At 64.8% G+C, this 19,403-nt stretch carries 15 protein-coding genes; 6 read left to right on the forward strand and 9 right to left on the reverse strand.

Features of this window, described 5'->3' with window-relative positions; genetic code table 11:
* Positions 1–484 precede the first annotated feature (484 nt).
* The gene (locus C8J98_RS02220) at positions 485–3,544 is read left to right on the forward strand and encodes a TonB-dependent receptor (RefSeq protein WP_107910492.1); all 3,060 of its coding nucleotides are present in this window, start codon (positions 485–487) and stop codon (positions 3,542–3,544) included.
* A gap of 174 nt (positions 3,545–3,718) precedes the next feature.
* On the opposite strand, the gene C8J98_RS02225 is transcribed toward C8J98_RS02220, so the two are convergent.
* Complete coding sequence (locus C8J98_RS02225) at positions 3,719–4,606, reverse strand: EamA family transporter (RefSeq protein WP_107910494.1); 888 nt, start codon at positions 4,604–4,606, stop codon at positions 3,719–3,721.
* An 80-nt stretch (positions 4,607–4,686) separates the two neighbouring features.
* Entirely contained in the window at positions 4,687–5,475 is a 789-nt protein-coding gene (locus C8J98_RS02230) for an AMP nucleosidase (RefSeq protein ID WP_107910496.1), read from the reverse strand.
* A gap of 198 nt (positions 5,476–5,673) precedes the next feature.
* Between C8J98_RS02230 and C8J98_RS02235 the strand changes: the two genes are divergently transcribed.
* Both C8J98_RS02235 and C8J98_RS02240 read left to right on the forward strand, forming a co-directional pair.
* A complete protein-coding gene (locus C8J98_RS02235; RefSeq protein WP_199229779.1) occupies positions 5,674–6,618 on the forward strand; it encodes a DegV family protein in 945 nt (314 codons plus the stop codon).
* Between the two features lie 2 nt (positions 6,619–6,620).
* Complete coding sequence (locus C8J98_RS02240; protein WP_107910498.1) at positions 6,621–7,265, forward strand: DUF4124 domain-containing protein; 645 nt, start codon at positions 6,621–6,623, stop codon at positions 7,263–7,265.
* Positions 7,266–7,282: 17 nt separating this feature from the next.
* Here the strand turns inward: C8J98_RS02240 and C8J98_RS02245 are convergent, their stop codons facing one another.
* The 3 genes from C8J98_RS02245 to C8J98_RS02255 form a co-directional block, all read right to left on the reverse strand.
* Complete coding sequence (locus tag C8J98_RS02245) at positions 7,283–7,624, reverse strand: GNAT family N-acetyltransferase (RefSeq protein ID WP_158272569.1); 342 nt, start codon at positions 7,622–7,624, stop codon at positions 7,283–7,285.
* A gap of 186 nt (positions 7,625–7,810) precedes the next feature.
* Positions 7,811–8,359 carry a hypothetical protein gene (locus tag C8J98_RS02250; RefSeq protein WP_107910501.1) on the reverse strand — a complete coding sequence of 183 codons (549 nt, stop codon included), beginning with the start codon at positions 8,357–8,359 and terminating at the stop codon, positions 7,811–7,813.
* Between the two features lie 13 nt (positions 8,360–8,372).
* A complete protein-coding gene (locus tag C8J98_RS02255; RefSeq protein ID WP_107910503.1) occupies positions 8,373–9,155 on the reverse strand; it encodes an SDR family oxidoreductase in 783 nt (260 codons plus the stop codon).
* A gap of 90 nt (positions 9,156–9,245) precedes the next feature.
* Here C8J98_RS02255 and C8J98_RS02260 point away from each other — a divergent pair, with 90 nt between their 5' ends.
* Positions 9,246–10,046 carry an ATP-binding cassette domain-containing protein gene (locus C8J98_RS02260; RefSeq protein WP_107910506.1) on the forward strand — a complete coding sequence of 267 codons (801 nt, stop codon included), beginning with the start codon at positions 9,246–9,248 and terminating at the stop codon, positions 10,044–10,046.
* 44 nt (positions 10,047–10,090) lie between these two features.
* Positions 10,091–10,309 (forward strand): hypothetical protein, encoded by a 219-nt coding sequence (locus C8J98_RS02265; RefSeq protein ID WP_107910508.1) that lies wholly within the window; start codon positions 10,091–10,093, stop codon positions 10,307–10,309.
* 27 nt (positions 10,310–10,336) lie between these two features.
* On the opposite strand, the gene C8J98_RS02270 is transcribed toward C8J98_RS02265, so the two are convergent.
* Together C8J98_RS02270 and C8J98_RS02275 are read right to left on the reverse strand one after the other, a co-directional pair.
* Complete coding sequence (locus tag C8J98_RS02270; RefSeq protein ID WP_107910509.1) at positions 10,337–12,298, reverse strand: S8 family serine peptidase; 1,962 nt, start codon at positions 12,296–12,298, stop codon at positions 10,337–10,339.
* Positions 12,299–12,329: 31 nt separating this feature from the next.
* Positions 12,330–15,269, reverse strand: coding sequence for an ESPR-type extended signal peptide-containing protein (locus C8J98_RS02275; protein ID WP_343125713.1), 2,940 nt, complete (start codon positions 15,267–15,269; stop codon positions 12,330–12,332).
* Between the two features lie 183 nt (positions 15,270–15,452).
* On the opposite strand from C8J98_RS02275, the gene C8J98_RS02280 reads away from it, so the two are divergent.
* Positions 15,453–16,748 carry a HAMP domain-containing sensor histidine kinase gene (locus C8J98_RS02280; RefSeq protein WP_158272571.1) on the forward strand — a complete coding sequence of 432 codons (1,296 nt, stop codon included), beginning with the start codon at positions 15,453–15,455 and terminating at the stop codon, positions 16,746–16,748.
* Here the strand turns inward: C8J98_RS02280 and C8J98_RS02285 are convergent.
* Both C8J98_RS02285 and sppA read right to left on the reverse strand, forming a co-directional pair.
* Positions 16,735–17,463: a response regulator transcription factor gene (locus C8J98_RS02285; RefSeq protein WP_107910512.1), complete on the reverse strand. Its 729-nt coding sequence runs from the start codon at positions 17,461–17,463 to the stop codon at positions 16,735–16,737. The genes C8J98_RS02280 and C8J98_RS02285 overlap by 14 nt on opposite strands.
* A gap of 13 nt (positions 17,464–17,476) precedes the next feature.
* Positions 17,477–19,396, reverse strand: coding sequence for a signal peptide peptidase SppA (sppA, locus tag C8J98_RS02290; RefSeq protein ID WP_107910513.1), 1,920 nt, complete (start codon positions 19,394–19,396; stop codon positions 17,477–17,479).
* Positions 19,397–19,403 lie beyond the last annotated feature (7 nt).

Below are 19,403 nucleotides of genomic sequence, written 5' to 3' on the forward strand. Positions count from 1 at the left end.
GGCCGCTCTAGATAGAGCGGCCTTTTTTTTGTGTCATCGCAAGAATCCATCGCCGATGAATCGGCTCCTACGAACCGGGGCACCCTGGATGGATTCTCTCGTAATTACTTGCCGCGCAAATAATTGCTTAGGACTTATTCCTATTGTTCCTAGGAACGCGGGTGCTTTACGTTGTTTTCACGCGCCGTTTCGGCGCTGTCGTCAACTCGCCTCAGGGGATATGAAGCGGGTGCGACTTTCGCCATGGATGACGTCTTGCACGATCTTTTTGGGGAGCAAAAGAAATGCCACACCACGCCATCGCGCGCACCCCTTTCGATTGACGACGTGACGCCGCCCGCCCGGTAAGAGGCGCACGGCCGAACGACAGTTTCCACTTGGTTCTCCGCCCGCCGGTCTTTCCGGCGGAACGTCCGCGTGCCGCGCGGATGCGGACGAACTCATCCCGTTTATTCGTCACGCGTTTTTTCAGGAGGGACGTTACATGCAGTACGCAACCCGTTCAGTCGCGCCGCCGCGTCGCAAGCTCGCGCTTGCCGTGGCTTTCGCCGTATCCATCGGCGGTGCCGGCGCGGCCTTGGCGCAGAGCAACGCCACCGGCGCCATCTTCGGCTCCGCCTCGCCCGGCGACGTTATCCATATCGAGAACACGGACAACGGCCTTCGCCGCGACATCACCGTCGATTCCGGTGGCCGTTACCGCGCCAACTCGCTGCCGATCGGCACCTACACCGTTACCTTGATGCACAACGGCACAGCCGTCGATTCGCATAAGGGCGTGCAGACCCAGATCAGCCAGGGTACCGATGTCTCCTTCGCCGCGGCCGCCGCCGCGGCCGGTGACGCCACCAACCTCGGTAGCGTCCAGGTCACCGCCAACACCCTGCCCAGCATCGACGTCAGCTCGGTCGACTCGCGCACTGTGCTCACCGCCGACCAGCTGTCCAAGCTGCCCATCGCCCGCACATCGATCAGCTCGATCGCCCTGCTCGCCCCGGGCACCACACCCGCGGTCCGCGGCTACGGTAACGCGCTGTCCTTCGGTGGTTCGTCCGCCTCCGAGAACGCGTACTACATCAACGGCTTCCAGGCCACGAACCCGCTGACCGGCGTGAGCTCACGCCAGCTGCCGTACGACGCGATCGACCAGGAACAGGTGCTGGTCGGCGGCTACGGCGCCGAGTACGGCCGTTCCACCGGCGGCGTGATCAACGTCGTCTCCAAGCGCGGTACCAACGAGTGGAAGGGCGACGTCCAGATGTTCTGGTCGCCGGAAGGCCTGAACCAGCAGCCGCGTGACATCGACCTGCGCGACGGCACCAAGTACCAGAGAGGCAATACGTACGCCCTGCGCAACAACGAAAACCTGCAGTACTCCGGCTCCATCGGCGGCGCCCTGATCAAGGACAAGTTGTTCATCTTCGCCGCGGCGGACTGGATCAAGAATACTGGCGACTACACCGGTCCCAACACCACCAGCGACGACGAACACGACGTCGCCAAGACCAAGCGCTGGTTGACCAAGATCGACTGGAACATCACCGACAACAACATCCTCGAGTTCACCGGCATCGGCGACACCGAGACCGAAGACCAATCCATCAGCGCATACAGCTACGATACCGGTCGCGGCGACTACCTCGGCCACGTCTACACGAAGAACTACAACGGCACGCAGACCAACGCCACACCCGGCGGCAACACGTATATCGGTCACTACACCGGCTACATCACCGATGACCTGACCGTCAACGCGATGTACGGCCGTTCGCACTCCGACCATAGCCAGGACATCACCTCGGCCACTGGCCAGGCATGCCCGACCATCCTTGATCACCGCGCGGCATTCGCTAACAGCCCGCAGACCGGTTGCACCGTCGGTGGCTCGACCTTCCTCCTGCCCGGCGCGGAAGACAGCAGCCATGGCTGGAGCGCCAATATCGAGTACCGCCTTGGCGATCACGACCTGCGTGGAGGCGTGGATAACTACGTCCTGCGCGCCACGTCGGGCGCTCTTCCGACTGGCGGTACGGGTTACACCTACAACGACCTTGGCACCGGCGCGGCAATCAAGAGCCGCCTGTCGGCACTCGGTCTCGACCCCGGCGTGTACAACGCGGCTAACTTCGCCAACGGCTATTACGTCGAACAGACGGCACTCAGCACGGGTACGTCGGCGCGCACCAACCAGCGTTCGCAGTTCATCGAAGACAACTGGCAGATCACGGATCGCTGGCATGGTTACCTCGGCCTGCGCAACGAGCAGTTCACCAACTACAACGGCTCTGGCGAGGCGTATGCCAGTGCACGTCACCAGCTCGATCCGCGCCTGGGTGCGTCCTGGGACGTCTACGGTGACAGCTCGCTGAAGATCTACGCCAACGCCGGCCGTTACCATCTCGGCCTGCCGACCTCGGTGGCCATCCGCGGTGCCGGTCCGTCCACCTATCCGTCGCAGTTGTTCGGCTTCACCGGTATCGACCCGACCACCGGCGTGCCGACCGGCCTGGTCGCGGGCCCGTACTCGGGCAATTTCAACAAAAACGGCGCTAATGGCGTACCGCCGGATGCGAAGACCGTTTCCGCGCAGGGCCTGCACTCGTACTACCAGGACGAGTACATCTTCGGTGCCGACAAGCAGCTGGACGACAACTGGGTGGTCGGCGCCAAGGCCATGTACCGTCGCCTGCGCAGCCTGATCGACGATACCTGCGACTCTTCGCCCATCCAGAACTGGGGCGATCAGAACGGCCTGAGCGACGAGGTCGCGGCCGGTATCGCCCGAAGCACGGGCTGCTGGTTGTACAACCCGGGCCGTGCGAACACGTTCACCGTGTCCCCCGCTCCCGGCGAGTACCTGAGCGTTCCGCTCACCGCTGCCGATATCGGCGAGCCGCGTGCGAAGCGCGCCTACTACATGCTCGACCTGTACGCCGAACACCAGTTCAGCGACCACTGGTACGCGAAGATCGACTACACCTACTCGCGTAGCTACGGCAACTCCGAAGGCCAGCTCGATTCCAACATCGTCCAGGCCGACGTGTCGACCACCGAGAGCTGGGATTTCCCGGCCATCATGGAGAACACCAACGGCGACCTGCCGAGCGACCAGAAGCACCAGCTGCGCATCTACGGCACGTATGCGCCGAACGATGAGTGGGCGTTCTCGACGGTCACCCGTATCGCTTCGGGTTACCCGGTCAGCTGCATCGGCACCCGCCCGGACTCCGTCGGCGGTGACCCGAACCAGTACGGCGCTGCTTACTTCTACTGCAATGGCGAGCCTGCCCAGCGCGGCACCTTCGGCCGCACGCCGTGGACGTACAACGTGGACCTGAGCGTCGCCTGGAAGCCGGCCTTCGCCGACCACAAGCTCACGCTCTCGGCCGACGCATTCAACGCCCTCGGCAAGCAGCGTGTTACGCAGTACTACGAGTACGGCGAGACCGACAGTGGCACCCCGGACCCGCAGTACAAGCGTGCTCGTTCGTTCTCCGATCCGCGCACCATTCGCCTGGGAGCCCGCTACGACTTCACGCTGTAACGAAAACGCTTAGCTATATCGCATAACAACAACAGCAAGCATTTCCCCGGATATTGGCCGCTCTAGATAGAGCGGCCTTTTTTTTGTCAACCTTAATGCAGGAGCCGATTCATCGGCGATCGGGTGCTTGCCAAATCCTGGCCCGCTGACGCGGGATCGCCGATGAATCGGCTCCTACAAGGCTGCCGCGCCTTGTTGCTTTCGCATGTAAGGCGCGCAGACGAAGATCGCTACGCCAGCAAGCATCACCGCGGTGCCGACCCACACGCCGGTCGCGAAGTGCTCATCGAACGCCAGATACGAAGTGACGATGCCCGACACCGGCACGATCAGCGACAGCGGCGCGACGCTCGCCGCCGGATACTTCTTCATCAGGTTGTTCCAGACCATGTAACCGAACACGGTCGTGACGTATGCCTGGAACAGGACTGATCCCGCCGCGGCCCAGGAAACGCCATGCGATAGCGCGACGAAGGGCGCTGCGCCTTCGTTCACGTATGTCAGTACGAACAACACCGGGGCAGAGAACACACTCGACCAGGCGATGAAGGCCATCATGTCCTTCGGCTTGTGCCGCTTCACGATCAGGTTGCAGAAGCTCCAGCTGATGGCTGCGAGCAACACCAGAACGACGCCCAGTGCCGTCGATGTTCCGGTCGTGGCGTGAATCACCACCAATAGCCCGGCTGCGGCGACGAGCATGCCCGCGAGCTGCGGCGCACGCACGCCCTCACGCATTACGACGGCACTAAGTATCACGGTAAAGAACGCGCTGAACTGCAGCACCAGCGATGAAAGTCCGGGCGACATGCCCTTGGACATCGCCAGGTTCACCACCCACCATAGGCCGACGCCGAAGAGCAGGCCGTACACCACGAGGGAAACGACCGGCACGTCACGCGGACGCGGCAGGAACAGGATCAGCGGGAATGCCGTGAACGTGAAACGAAGTCCGGTCAGCAGGAAGGGATCGAGGTCGCGCAGGCCCACCTCGATGACTGAAAAGTTGCTGCCCCAGATCAGGGTGACGAGGATGCCTAGAATGAGATCGCGGGGCTTCATTTGCTTCCTTGTCGGGTGGGTGCGGCGAGCACCCTTCGCCGCTGAAGCGGCTCCTGCAACAGCACGCGTCGCGCTGTGGGTCAGTCGCTTGAGTCGTCTTCGAAGCGTAGGTGCTTCACGCTGCGGCCGTGCCGGCGGACCAGCTTGAGCGCCTCGATGCCCACCTTGATGTGACGCTCGACATAGTTGGCGGTAACGACAGCATCGCTGCTTTCGGTCTTCACGCCTTCGGGGATCATGGGCTGGTCGGATACCAGAAGCAGCGCACCGCAGGGAATGTGGTTGGCGAAGCCGGCGGCGAAGATCGTCGCCGTTTCCATGTCGATGGCCATGCTGCGCGTACGGCGCAGGTAGTCCTTGAAGGCTTCGTCGTGTTCCCACACGCGGCGATTGGTCGTGTAGACCGTGCCCGTCCAGTAGTCGTGACCGAGGTCGCGAATCATGGTCGAGACCGCGCGCTGGAGCTGGAAGGCCGGCAGGGCCGGAACTTCGGGAAGCAGGTAGTCGTTCGAGGTGCCCTCGCCGCGGATCGCGGCGATCGGCAGGATCAGGTCGCCGATTGAGTTTTTTCTCTTCAGGCCGCCGCATTTGCCGAGGAACAGGACCGCCTCCGGCGCGATGACGCTGAGCAGGTCCATCACCGTGGCGGCATTGGGGCTACCCATGCCGAAGTTGATCAGGGTGATGCCGTCGGCCGTGGCGTTGGGCATGGGCCGGTCGCGGCCGCGCACTTCCACGCCGTGGTCGAGGGCGAAGCGCTCGACGTAATGGCCGAAGTTGGTCAGCAGGATGTGCTGGCCGAAGGCCTCCAGAGGGGTGCCCGTATAGCGCGGCAGCCAGTTGGAGACGATGTCGTTCTTGGTTTTCATGGGGAATCCGGTTGCGCAGGCGCCGGCGGCAGGGAGCTGCCTTCACGGACCGACGACGCGGTTACCGGCGACGCCACGCCGGCGGAGTGCCAAATTCATTCGGGCAAGTGTAGCATCCGGCCCAAGCGGGGCGAGGTGGAACGCAGCGGGCGTTTCGGGTTGCCGCTGGGCCATGGGCCTTCGACGGGGGAGTGCCCGATGCGAATCGGTGTAGCGATTGATGCAGCCTGCGACGTGCCGCAGGATTTCCTGGAGCGCAATGGCATCGCCGTGATGCCGATCACTGTCAAGGTCGACGGCCAGAAGTTCAAGGACGACCGCGATCCGGTCGAGATCCAGCGTTTCCGTGACCAGAAGCTCGGCAGCAAGAGCCACTCGGGCGAAACCGAACCCAGTTCGGTGGAAGACGTACAGAACCTGTTCCTCGACCGCCTGGTCAAGGAGTACGACTGCATCGTCTGCCTGACCATCATGGCCACGCGCAGCCCCATTCACGACAACGTGATAAAAGCCAGCTTCGCCATCCTGAAGAACTACCGCCCCATTCGCGAAGCGGCAGGGATCACCGGGCCCTTCCTGATGCGCGTGGTAGATACGCGCAATATCTTCGCCGGCTCCGGCCCCGTGGTCGCCGAAGCCGTACGGATGATCCAGGCCGGCAAATCGCCGGCCGAGGTGCGCGAGCGCGTAGCGCACATCGCCGACTGCTCCTACGGCTACATGTTGCCGCGCGACCTCAACTACCTGCGTTCGCGTGCCCGCAGCAAGGGTGACCGCAGCGTCAGTTTCATGAGTTCGATGCTGGGCACCGCACTGGATATCAAGCCGATCCTGCGCGCCCATCGCGGCGAGACCGGGCCGGTCGGCAAGGTGCGCGGGTTCGACCACGGCGCCCAGGTGCTGTTCGACTATGCGGCAAAGCGCGTCCAGGCCGGACTTCTCGTGCCCTCGCTCTCGCTTAGCTACGGCGGCGACCTCGAGGAAATGCGTGCCCTGACGGGTTACCACGCCCTCACCCGCGTCTGTGGCGACGCCGGCGTGGAGATCCTGGAAAGCCCGATGAGCATCACCGGGATGGTCAATGTCGGCGAAGGCGCCATGACCCTCGGCTTCGCCTCCGAAGATCACGTCGCGGACTTCTGAGCATGCGCCGCATGGTGCTCGCGCTTGCCGTGCCGGTCCTCGCCGCCGGCGGCGGCGCGAGCGCGGAAACCGTGTACAAGTGCGTGGCTGGCGGACAGACCATCTACCAGCAGACGCCGTGCGCGAAGAGCCAGCGGCAGGAGACCCTCCAGTTGCAGGACTCCGCGCCAGCCAATGGTCTGGTCGCGCCGATGCCCGGCGCGTCCCAACGGGAGGATGCGAAGGCCGAAGCGCCGCCGCCTCCTCAACCATTGAACCCCCTGCCCCGCATGTTCGGCTGCATCCGTGCGACAGACGGCAAGTCTTACACCAGCGCCGACGGCAATCCGCAGCCTTACCTGGCACCACTCGGCGTACTCGGCGCCGCCAGCGGATCGCTATCCGATACGTACGGCAACCCCAACTCCGCCGTGGCTTCGGCCCCGGAGCTCAATCGAGGCAGGGGCAACGTCGGGGCGATCGCGACACGCAACTACGTATGGGTGCAGGACCAGTGTCGCGAACTGAGTCCTGCGGAGACCTGCCAGGCATTGCAAGCCGATGCGGATGCGACGCAGCGGCAGATTCGTAACGCCTTCAAGAGCGATCGCGCACCGCTCGATGCGAAAGACGCACAGCTGCGCGAGCAGCTCCAGTCTTGCCGCTGACAGCCAGTCGCTCGACCTTAGGCGGGGCGATTCTTCACGAAGCGGCGTGAGTCCGTGCCATACCCCAGTGACTCGTAGAACCGGTGAGCTTCGCGACGGTGATTGCCACTGGTCAAGTCGATGCGCGCTGCGCCGGTCGCCCAGCTCCATTGCTCGGCCACGGCCATGAGTGCTTTCCCGACGCCTCGCCGCTGATGACCGTCGCGAATGGACAGCGCCGTGACGCGTGCAAGATGTCCGGGCGCATGGAAGAGTGGCGTGATGTGGATACTCACGACGCCGACAATAAGTACACCTTCACACGCAATGAAGACGGCGTCGGTGTCTTCGCCAAGCGCAGCCAGTTTCCCTTCAACCATGTGGGGGTCGGCGCCGTACCCAAGCGATCGCAGACAGGTCGCAATCTGGTGCGCGTCTCCCGCAACCGCGCGGCGAATGCGCAAAGGCGTCGTCATCGTTCACTGCTCCCTCTCCATAGGCAGCCCTAAAGATGCTCGCAACCCATGGCGGCAGTCGGACCGAATCGTGGCAACCGAGCCAAAAGCTTAAGGTGTGGCTCCGCCCTGCTGCGGCGCGCCGCCTGCCGGAACCGGCTTGCTCGGAGGTGACGCGGAAAACGTCGGGACCAGATACATGAAGTCGTAGCCGTTCTCATGGCCGTCGATCAGCGTTCCCGGCTTCCCGTACCCTGCACGCTTGGCTGTCAGCTTATGCATTCCCGTACCCTCAGCCGTCGAGAACCAGGCCGTGCCTCCGTTCACGTCGACGATGGCGATATGCGTGAACGTGGGCCCAACGTACGCGCCTGCAGGGACGACATTGAGTCCTGGCGGCGCGACTTTCATGTTGTGGAAATTGCCGCTATAGGCGATCACGTGGCCTTTGGTCGCGAGCCCACGAAGAGCGTCCCCGACGCGGTGATCGAAATCGTCGTTTGAGTCGACCTTGCCGCGCTGAAAATGCAGGCTGAGGTGACCACGTGCCTCTTCGGCCATGAGCCATTGCCGTTGAAGCATCGCGTCGGCGGGACACGCCTTGGCATGGACCACGGGGGATGCGGCGATGAGAAGCAGCAAGCCGAGGGTCGACTTCATCGCAATCTTCCTTTCAGAACCCGTAGCGAAGGAACCCGCCGTCCACCGCGACGATCTCGCCGGTGACATAACTCGAAGCGGGCATGCAGAGAAACGCGACGGCACCGGCTACTTCTTCCGGCTCGCCGATGCGCCCCATCGGCGTGCGGTCGAGTACCTCTTCCAGGTACTCCGCGTTCGCCAGTGCCGGCTCGCTGCGTTGCGTGCGGATGTACCACGGAGCCACCGCATTGACGCGGATACCGTCTTCCGCCCATTCGACGGCGAGATTGCGCGTGAGCTGGTGCAAGGCGGCCTTGGTCATGCCGTACGGCGAACCGGTGCGCACGTGCGTGATACCGGAGACCGAGCCGATGTTCACGATCGCGGCGTTGGCGTGTTGCACGAGATGCGGATACGCGGAACGGCACATCTCGTACGCCGAGAAGACATTCAGCTCGAAGAGCTGGCGGTATTCCTCGGGCTCGTAGTCGAGCGTGGCACGTGGTGTATTGCCGCCGACATTGTTCACCAGGATCGACAGGTTCACCTCGAGGTCGGCCACCCAGTCGAATACCGCGAGGCGATCTTCCTCATCAGAGAGGTCGGCGGCCATGGCTAGTATCTCCACGTCCGGGCACTCCTCGGCGAGTTCGTCGCGCACTTCCTCGAGTTGGAGCTCGTCACGGGCCACGAGCAATACATCGGCACCCAGGACGGCGAGTTCGCGCGCACAGGCGTAACCGATGCCTTTGCTGGCCCCGGTAACGAGGGCGGTGCGCCCATCGAGGCGCCAGCTGCTGAGTCGTGGATGCATGAGTGGTCTCCGTCGTTGGTCGAATCGTACAGCGTGCCAGCGTTACGACGAAGGGTTGAGCGTATCGGCCTCTTGCGACAGGATGGAGCGATGACCGACCACGACGCCCTGCTTTCGATCGACCGCGCCACGGTGCTGCGCGAGGACCGGACACTGCTCGACGCGCTGTCCCTGTCGATCGCACCCGGCCAGCACACGGCCATTCTCGGCCCCAACGGCTCGGGAAAGTCCACACTGGTGAAGCTGATCGAGCGACGGCTGTATCCCCTCGTCCACGAGGACGGCTCACCGGTGGTGCGCATCTTCGGGCGGGATCGCTGGAACGTAGCGGAACTGCGCTCCCTGCTCGGCGTCGTGTCGTCCGACCTGCGCCGCGAGTTCGAGGGTAGCAACGAGCTGGCCCTGAATGCGGTGCTCTCGGGCTTCTTCGCATCGATGACGCTTGGGCCCGACCACGTCGTGGACGTCTCCATGCGCGACCGTGCCATGGAGGCGCTCCTGCGCGTCGGCGCGGACCACCTGGCCGATCGTGACGTATCGACACTGTCGACCGGTGAAGCACGCAGGGTGCTGATCGCAAGGGCGCTGGTGCACCGGCCTCGCGCGCTGCTCCTGGACGAACCTTGCGGCGGGCTCGACCCCGGCACTCGGCGACGCTTCCTGGACCTGCTCAGCGAACTGGCGCGCGAGGGCACCACCCTGGTACTGGTCACGCATCACGTGGAGGAGATCGTGCCGGAGATCGATCATGTGGTGATGCTTCGGGACGGTCGCCTGCTCGATCAGGGCCCTAAACAGCGCCTGCTCGCCGATGACCACCTCTCGGAGCTGTTCGGCTGGCCCATGGAAGTGGAACGGGGCAACGGTTTCTACGGCGCGCGATTGCGCTGACCGGCCTTGCGAGCGAGACTCGACGGGACCGTCGAGGAACCATCATGATCCGCACCGCCCTTCCGCTCGCGCTCGTCATCCTCTGTGCCGCCTGCTCGAAGCCGGCTCCGCCGACACCGCACGAACCGCCGACACCGCAGGCGCGGGTGTCTACGCCCTGGGATTCGATGGAGGCGCAGAAGAAGAAAGCGCAGGACGTGCAGAAAACCGTGGACGACCAGGCGAAACACCAACGCGAGGCGGTCGAGGCGCAGACGCAGTAACGTCCGCGCCTCGGCCCTTCCGATGCGTTAGTTGGCCGTGAAGCTGCCCGAGACGCTGACGCCGGCATAGTCCTTCACGCCGGCCACGCGTACATACCATGTGCCGCCAGCGGGCAGCGTCTGGATCACGGACTCGTTGTTACCCGGCTTCACGGACTGGAAATCCGCGTTGTTGCCGCTCTCGGTCGGCGGCACGCCGCGCTTGACGTAGATCGACACGTCACCGGTTCCACCGAGCGTGCGGAACACCAGGTTGCGCGCACCCGCCGGTACGTCCAGGCGATACAGTGCCGACGTACCGGCCTTGCCAACCTGCCCGGTCACCATCACGCCGTTGCTCAATACCACCGACGCGATCGGCGTGTCCGAGGCAATGGCCGCCTGCACGGCGGCGCTCGCATCGACGATGCCCATGCCGATCGGGTGATCAGGCGCGATGGGGAACGCGCGCGCCGAGTTGATCAGTGCGAGGCGGATCTGGTCCGGCGTGAGCGGTGCATGGCCCACATCCTTCACCGCACCCACCATCAGCGCAACGGTGCCGGCCACATGGGGCGTCGCCTGCGACGTGCCGGCCATGCCGCCGTAGACGGCCTGGTCTTCCACCGTCGTGCCGCTGTTGAGCGTGGACCAGACGAAGCCCGCGTTCACGCTCCCGCTGCCCGACGCGGCGTCGTTCGCATAGATGCCACCACCCGGCGCCGCTACGGTCACGGTCGAACCGAAGTTCGAATAGAAGGCGCGCCTGCCGGTGATCCCGACAGATGCGACGGCGATGGCGCCCGGACAGCTCGCCGGTGAGTAGCCCGCCGCATCGTCGTTGCTGTTGCCCGCAGCGACCACGACGGCCGTACCGCGCGCGATCGCGCCGGCGATCGCCGTGCTCGTCACGTCACTGGCGTCGCACACGCCCGAACCGCCCAGGCTCATGCTGATCACCTGTGCGGGATACGTGTTGTCGGGCACGCCGTCGACGTGGCCACCCGACGCCCAGGTGATCGCATCGGCGATGTCGGAGGTGTAGCCGCCACAGTGGCCAAGGACGCGAACGGGAAGGATCTTCGCCCCGGGCGCGACACCCGCCATGCCCACGGCGTTGTTGCTGCGCTCGGCGATCGTGCCGCTCACGTGCGTGCCGTGCCAGCTGCTGGCCTCGGGAGGGTTGGAGGCATCCGTGCATTGAGACAGCCATGGGTCTGTGGTCGTCCAGTCACCCGTGTCCCAACCACCCGGTACACGACCATCGGTTGCGCGCCCCGAGACGAGCGCGTCGTCGATGAAATCGTAACCGTCACCCGCCAGCTCGAGATTGAGATCCGCATGGTGGGTGATGCCCGTATCCAGGACGGCAACGACGACGCCCGACCCATCGGCCATCGCCCAGGCCGCCGATGCATCGCTGCCACCCTTGTTCGCGTAGGCCGCGGTGTCCGCACCGACTGTCGTGGCGCTGCCGTCGCCCGGATGCATATGCCACTGGTACTGCGCATACATGGGGTCATCCGGCGTACTCGTGGCAACACCGGCGGGAAGTGTCCCCGGTGCCTTCACGTCGGCCACCGCATGCAGCAACACGTCGGGTTCAACGTGGACGACCGACGCGTCGGACGCGATCTGCTGCATCAGGGCCAGCGATTCGTCGCGTGAGAGCTTGCGCGGCGTGCGCACCAGATCGGCGCCGATGGCGAGCTTGCGCTGCCATCTGGCTGCGGGCGGGGAAGCCAGGGAACCCGACTGCGCCGAGCGCATGTCGAGATGTGCACGGGAAATGGCTGTCGCGACGCCCTGCTCGACGAGTGTGTGATTGGCACGCGGGGTGCTGCCCGGCGCATAGGTGACGATGAAGCGGTCGTACTTGCCATCGCTTTCCATGCCGGCACTGCGGATCTTGACAGCGACGGTGGGCAGCACCTGGGTGTCGGCCGCGTGGACCGGAAGAATCATCGCCGCGGCAAGCGCGCCCAGGCGAAGGGTAGTCAGAGGATGCATGTGTCGAAATCCTTGAAGAAAAAGGGTGGGATTACCAGCTGAAGCCGCCGCCGATACCGACAGACGATTCGGAGCCCGACGCAGATGCACCGATGGAGATCGTCGCGCGGTTGTTGTTGAAGGCGCGCTGGTAACCCACCGACACCGCCGACTGGCCGCTATAGCTGCCCGCACCGGCGCCGATACGGTTCTCGCCCGAAAGGCCGGATGTATTCATTGCCATCTGCGACATGGCCGTGCCCATGGCGCCGACACGGTCGAGCCGGCGATTGACCTTGCTGAACTGATCAGTGACCTGGTTGCGGAAGCTGTCGAGTGCCGCACCGCCTCCCGCCTGCTGGTCCGTATACGCTTTGGCGGCCTGCAGCGTTGCCTGGTCGCCGGCATCCGAATGCGACTTCGCCGTGGCGAGAGCGTCGTCCACCTGTCCCGTGTTCGCTGCGTCGGTGCGTGCGGTACCCGCTGCCACGCTGGTGATGCGACGCTGGTTGGTTGCTGTACCTACCGACACCGTATTGGCCTGGTCGGCGACCGAACCGGCACCGAGGGCGACCGCATTGGATGCCGTCACCTGCGCGCCCTGGCCAAGCGCGGTACCCGAGGGCGCCGTCACGTTCGTGTCCGCTCCGATCGCGACCGCGTTCGTCGCCGCGGCACCGATCGTCGCATTGCTGCCGAGCGCCGTGCTGCCATCCGCGCCGATCGTCGCGTTGTTGCCCACAGCCGTGTCACGTCCATCGGTGGCGACGCTACCTCCGCCGATTGCCATGCCGTTGCCCGATCCCATGGACATGCCGCCACCGCCGCCCGCCACGCCCATCTGGTCCAGCCGCAGACCCATCTGCGACAGTACGCTGTCGAGCGCACTGACTGCGCCGCCGACGCCGAAGTACGACGTACCCTGGACCGAGTACGCCGGACCCTCGAACCCGGCCGGCGTCATCGCCGCGCCGCCGCCCAGTGCCACACCCAGGGCACTGCCGAGTGCGTCGATCGCCTGTGCATTGGCGGCTGTGCCGGTGCCGGTCTGCGCAAGCGCGATGTTGAGCTGCTGCATGTTGACCGCATCGGTCTGGTTCGTACCCGCCGCCACGTTGGTGAGCTGTCGCTCCGCACCCGCACTACCGATGGAAACGCTGTTGTCACGGTCGGCGACCGAGCCCGCGCCAAGTGCGACGGAGTGGGTGTTCAGCGCCTGGCTTGCAGCGCCGATCGCTACGGCGTCGTCCGCCATAGCCCCGCTCCCATATCCCACGGCCGTGGAGAAATCGTTGGTGGCGACGGCGCCGCTGCCCAAAGCGCTTGCGCCAACGCCAGAGGCGTAACTTCCGGCACCGATCGCCGCGGAGTAGTCGCCCTCCGCATCGGATCCGGCGCCCAGCGACGCGCTCTGCTCACCTGCGGCGATGGCGTTCATGCCGATCGCGATGGATTGCGTCTTGCTCGCATGCGCTGCCGTACCGATTGCCATCGAGTCGTTAACGTTCTGGCTCGCGTCGGCCGGATCGGCGTCCGGATTGCCGGCCGTGGCGCCCAGGCCGATAGCCAGGTTCTCTACGCCACTGCCGCCTCGCGCCTGCGCATTGGTACCGATCGCGATATCGCTGGTCCAGCCGGCGATCGCGCTATGGCCCAGGGCGACGCTGTCCGTTCCATAGCCCACGCTCGCGTTGCCCACGGCGGTTGCGTTGTCGTTGGGCGCCTGGCTTTTCATGCCGACGGATACGCTGCCCGCACCCTTCGCGAAGGCAAGATAGCCAACGCCGACTGCGCCAGAGGTAACCCCTTCCGTACCACCCGCATAGGCGAGCGTGCCGATTGCGGTGGTGTAGTCACCGAACGAAATGGCCGCGGCGCCGACCGCGTTGCTTGCGTATCCGTACGCCCAGGTCTTCTCGCCGCCCGGACCATTGGCGCCGGGAAGCTTCCCGTCGCCATTGGCATCGATCCAGCCGCCCATTGCAAGCGACGCACCACCGATGGAGTACGTGCCGTCGCCGACGGCAACCGAGCCGTTTCCATAAGTAACGGCACTCATTCCGATAGCGACGCCACCGAGCGTGTTCTGCGCCGACGCGGCGTTGTAACCGATCGCGATCGAGCTCGTTGACTTGTAGCCCAGCGCATTGGTACCGATGACGATGCTGTTGGTGTTTCCGGTTGTTGCCGTCGGATCGATGGTTTCCGCACCGTTGCCGATCACGATGCTTCCCGCAGAAAGTGCATCGGCATAACCGGTACCGATGACCATCGTGTTGTTGCCCTTTGCGTTGGCACCGTAGCCGATCGCCATGGCGGCGTTACCCGCTGCCGTGGTTCCCGCACCGAGGGCGATCGCACCATCGGTGAGCGCCTGCGAGTTCATGCCCACGGCCACGCCGTTCGAACCGGCGACGTTCGCGCCCACGCCGAGCGCGACATCCGCATAGCCGCCGACGTTCGCGGCGGGCAACGTGCCGAACTTGGCGTCGGAGAGCTTCAGGTAGGGCGTATTGTCGGCAACGGCCGTATTCGTTCCCGTGGTCACCGACGAGGCCTGGACGTCCTGCATGCTGGCAAAGGCCGCCGCGCAAAGGGCCACGTCGCTGGCATCCGTGGCCGGGCCGCCAGCCCACAGCGAGCTGCCGCAGGCACTGGCGGCGAACGGCGCGCAAGCCAGGCCACCTACCATGATGATGGTCATGGACCGGCGAACGGTGCGGCTTCGTCCCTTACCCCTGGCGCGCGCACGTTCGGATGCGACAACGACTGCGCCGAGCGCGCAGCTCCAGACCTTGCTGAAAATCGTGTTCACCTGCGTTTTCTCCCCGAGACCGTCCGGGTGCGCTCCGCGCCCCTCAGCGCCCCGGAATCGAACCGACCCAAGACGCGCACCCCTTCGGCAACCATTGAATGAAGGGACGTCTATCCGTCCCACTGATCGAACCGGAGCCGAGCGTCGTTCACTGTCACGGGAAAAACACGCACGCATACCCACGGGACTCACGAATCTCCCGAACCTCACGCTTGCTCACGGAGCTGCCGCGGGCAAGAATGGGTGCGCAGTCTTTATCTCAGGTGGTTCTGGAAGCGTATGCGGGCTTTCCGTTCAATGCGGGAGTGGCTTGCCCGGGCCCCCACAGACGATCCGGTCGAGCAGCTCAGCGCGCCGTTCATGCAGTGGCTTCTGGTCGCGGTCGGTGTCGCTGTGCCTCTCATTCGCATTTACGCGACGTGGCTGGACGGCTGGAAACCCGTGGCCTCGTGGCGGGCCGCCGACTGGGTCGATTTCGCCAGCGATGCCGCGATCGTTTCTGCCGCCTGGACCGGCGTCGTCCTGATCCGTCGCGGATACTTCGCGCGCGCCGTCTGGATGTTCGTTGGCGTATTGCTGGCCTCCGCCGCCGCCGCCTATGCCGAAACCGGCTACCGGCTTTCGCCTCCCGACCCGCTTCCCATCCTGATCATGGCCGCCGGCGGCATCGTGCTCGGCAGGCGCGCGCTATGGGTCAGCTACAGCTCACTGGTCGGCATCTTCGCGCTCGGCCAGCTCGCCGATGCGACCTGGCTGGGTGGCCCGCAACACGGTCAGTGGGCTGCGTTCCGGACGTTACCCATGCTCGCCCTCGCTTATGGTGTGGTCGCACTGATTCTCGACCGTGCCATTGCCGCGCTACGCACGGCCTTGCGGCAGGCCGAAGAGCGCGCACACGCGTTGGCGGAGGGCAACCGCCGGTTGGAGCGGGAGATGGAAGAGCGCGCGCGTACGCAAAGCCAACTGATTCACTCGCAGAAGATGGATGCCGTGGGCCGGCTCGCGAGCGGCGTGGCTCACGACTTCGACAATGTGCTGAACGTAGTGCTCGGTTACGCGGCACAGCGTGAAGAACTCGCCGACAGGGGCACGCCTGCCTTGCTCACCGCACTCGAGGGCATCGAACTGGCGGCTCTGCGGGCGCTGTCGATCAGCCGAAAGCTGCTCAATTTCAGCCGTCATGACGCTGAAGAGCTACACGTGTTCGATGCCGACGAAGCCCTGGGTGAACTGGAGCCGATGCTTCACCAGTTGCTCGGTCGCTATGCGAAGCTACATATTGCGCGCCCGCGGCATGCTATTCCGTTACGGCTCAACCGTGGCCAGTTCGAACTGATGATCCTGAATATCGCAGCGAACGCGCGCGATGCGATGCCCGATGGCGGCAGCTTCGATGTGAGGCTATCGGTGGACGAAGATCGCAATGAGGTAACGCTTCGCCTGTCCGACAATGGCGTCGGCATGACTGACGCCATCAGGCAGAAGATGTTCGAGCCGTTCTACACGACCAAGCCGACGGGAAGCGGTACCGGCCTCGGGCTGTCGATCGTGGCGAGCATGATCGAAGCGGCGGGCGGCTCGGTGGAGGTCATCAGTGCGCCGGGCGAGGGCACCGAGTTCGTACTGAGGCTGCCCCGCGCCCCTACGGCTCACTGACGAAAAGGTAGCCTTTGCCGCGCGAGGTGAGCAAGGGCAACGGTTCTCCCGTGGCGTCCTGCGCCTTGCGCCGCAGGCGGTGCACCATCATCTCGAGCCGGTGCGGATCGAAGTCATAGACATCGCTCGCCAACGCGGCGATAAGCGTCTCGCGAGACACGGCCTCGCCGTTCGCATCGACCAGATGGCGCAGCGTGCAGCGTTCCGGGGCGGTAAGCGCGATCGCCTTGCCTCCCGGGCCGACCAGGCACCAGTCATTCGTGTCCAGCTGCCAGCCCGGCCTTGCGGCTACGGGCGGGGACGTCGGCGGCGCGCGCGTCAGGCGCCGTGCAAGGCTGTTCAACGTGGCGGCCAACGTCTCGACATCGACAGGCTTGGCGAGGAAGGCATCCGCGCCATTGCCCAACGCCTCGAGATAGTCCTGCCTGCTGCTGTTACCGGTCAGCATCACGATGCCGACCGACGATACCTCACGCAGGTGTGTCACGACGCTCAGCCCGTCTTCGTCGGGCAGACCGATATCGAGCACGACCATGTCGAAGGCCTGGCCAATCATGAGCCGGTAAAGTTCCGCCGCCGTGCCCGCACCGGTCACGGCGAAACCGTAATAGCGAAGGCCCGGAATGATGATGCCCTCGCGTAGCTGCGCATCGTCCTCCAGACATGCCACGCGCCATGAACGGGCGGTGGCAGCTGCGCCAGGTGCGTGCTTCATCCGTGGCGCGACCTCAGCGCGGCGTGCAGAAGCAATAAGCGTATACGTGCGGCTTACCGGCTTCGGCCGTGCGGAACAGCGCGAACTCCGGCGCGAGACGTGGCAACTCGGCCACCCAGCTCGGCAGGCGCAAACCCCACGACAGTGCCACGTGCGTCTCCGAACTACCGCCGACACTGGTCAGGAAGCGCTCGAAGGCGCCCATCGGCTTTTCGGCATAACGCACGTTGAAGTCCTTGCCGAGATTCGCTTGCTGAGCGGCATCGCGGATGGCGTCGTCGAGGTTGCCGATCTTGTCGACCAGGCCACGGTCGAGCGCTTGCTGGCCGGTCCATACGCGGCCCTGGGCAATCGCGTTGATGGAAGCGAAATCCTTGCCGCGTGCCTTGGCCACGTTGCCGACGAAATCGCGGTAGCCCTTGTCGATGATGCTCTGGATCAGGACGCTCACCTTCGGGTCGAGCGGTCGCGTGATATCGAAGGCACCGGCGAGCGGACTCGTGGCGACGCCGTCGCTTTTCACGCCGATCTTGGCCAGCGTATCCGGCACGGTGTAGAACATGCCGAAGATGCCGATCGAACCGGTGATGGTGTTCGGCTCCGCGTAAATGCGATTGGCATTCATCGAGATCCAATAACCACCGCTCGCAGCGACATCACCCATCGAGACGATCACCGGGATACCGGCGGCGCGTGTCAGTTCCACTTCGCGACGAATCTGTTCGGCGGCGTAGACCTCACCGCCCGGCGAATTGACGCGCAGCACCAGCGCACGGGTACGGCGATCGGCGCGCACAGTGCGGATCAGCGCCGCGGTGGAATCGCCACCGATGCTTCCCTGAGCCTGCTTGCCACCGGTGATCTCGCCTTCGGCAACCACCACGGTGACACCCGGGCCGGTCTGCAGCATGTCGGTGGTTGAGAGACCGCGGTCGGCGAGGTAACCGTCGAGCTCGACCTGTCGGAAACCCTGGTCCTTCTTGCCAACGGGTACGCCACTCTCGCGCAGCATGCGCACGAATTGCTGTTCGGTGGCGATGCCGTCGGCGAGTTTCTCCTGCACGGCCAGGTCAGCGAGACTGCCGTTGGCATCGCGCACGCGTTCGGCGAGGTTGTCCACGTCCGCACGCAGCGTCGCCGGAGCGATGTGGCGCATCTTCGCCACTTCTTCGATCCAGGACGTCCACAAGCCGCCGAGCCAATAGGCATCGGCTTCCTTCGACTCCGGCGAGGCGTGATCGAGGATGAATGGCTCGGCCGCGCTCTTGAACTGGCCGACGCGGAACAGGTGCACTTCCACGCCGAGCTTGTCGAGGAGGTCCTTGTAGAACAGGCGGTAATTGGCCAGACCCGTGGCCATCACGCCACCCTGCGGATCGATGTAAAGCTTGTCGGCGTGGGCGGCGAGGTAGTACTGGCCCTGTTCCAGGCTGACGCCCCAGGCGAGTACCGGTTTCCCCGCGGCGCGGAACCGGTCCAGAGCCGCGCCCACTTCGCGCAGCGCGGCGAAACCGCCTGCCTGCAGCTTGTCGGCGCGCAATACGATCTGGCTGATCCGGTTGTCTTTTGCGGCGGTGTCGATCGCACGCACGAGGTCACGCACCTGCACTTGCTTCACGCCGTCGCCGGACATCCGGGAGATAGCCCGCGAGAAGGCGTCGGCGCTGTATTGCTCGACCAGGGCACCCTCGGGCGCCAGCACCAGGACCGTCTTGTCTTCGATCGCGCCGGTATGGCCACTGACCATCAGCGCGATCAGGAACACCGCGAGGATCCCGAAGAAGATCACGTTGATGATGACCAGCCGGGTGATGTTGATGCCCCGGCCAAGGCCGCGCAGGAACCGGCCGAAACCGCCTCCGCGCCGGGGCGGCGGAAGGGGTTGCGGGCGACCTGGCAGGGGCGGCGGCGTGACGTCGTGACGGTCCGGCATCTAAGCG

This window comes from Luteibacter sp. OK325 (assembly GCF_003050935.1).
Lineage (GTDB): Bacteria > Pseudomonadota > Gammaproteobacteria > Xanthomonadales > Rhodanobacteraceae > Luteibacter.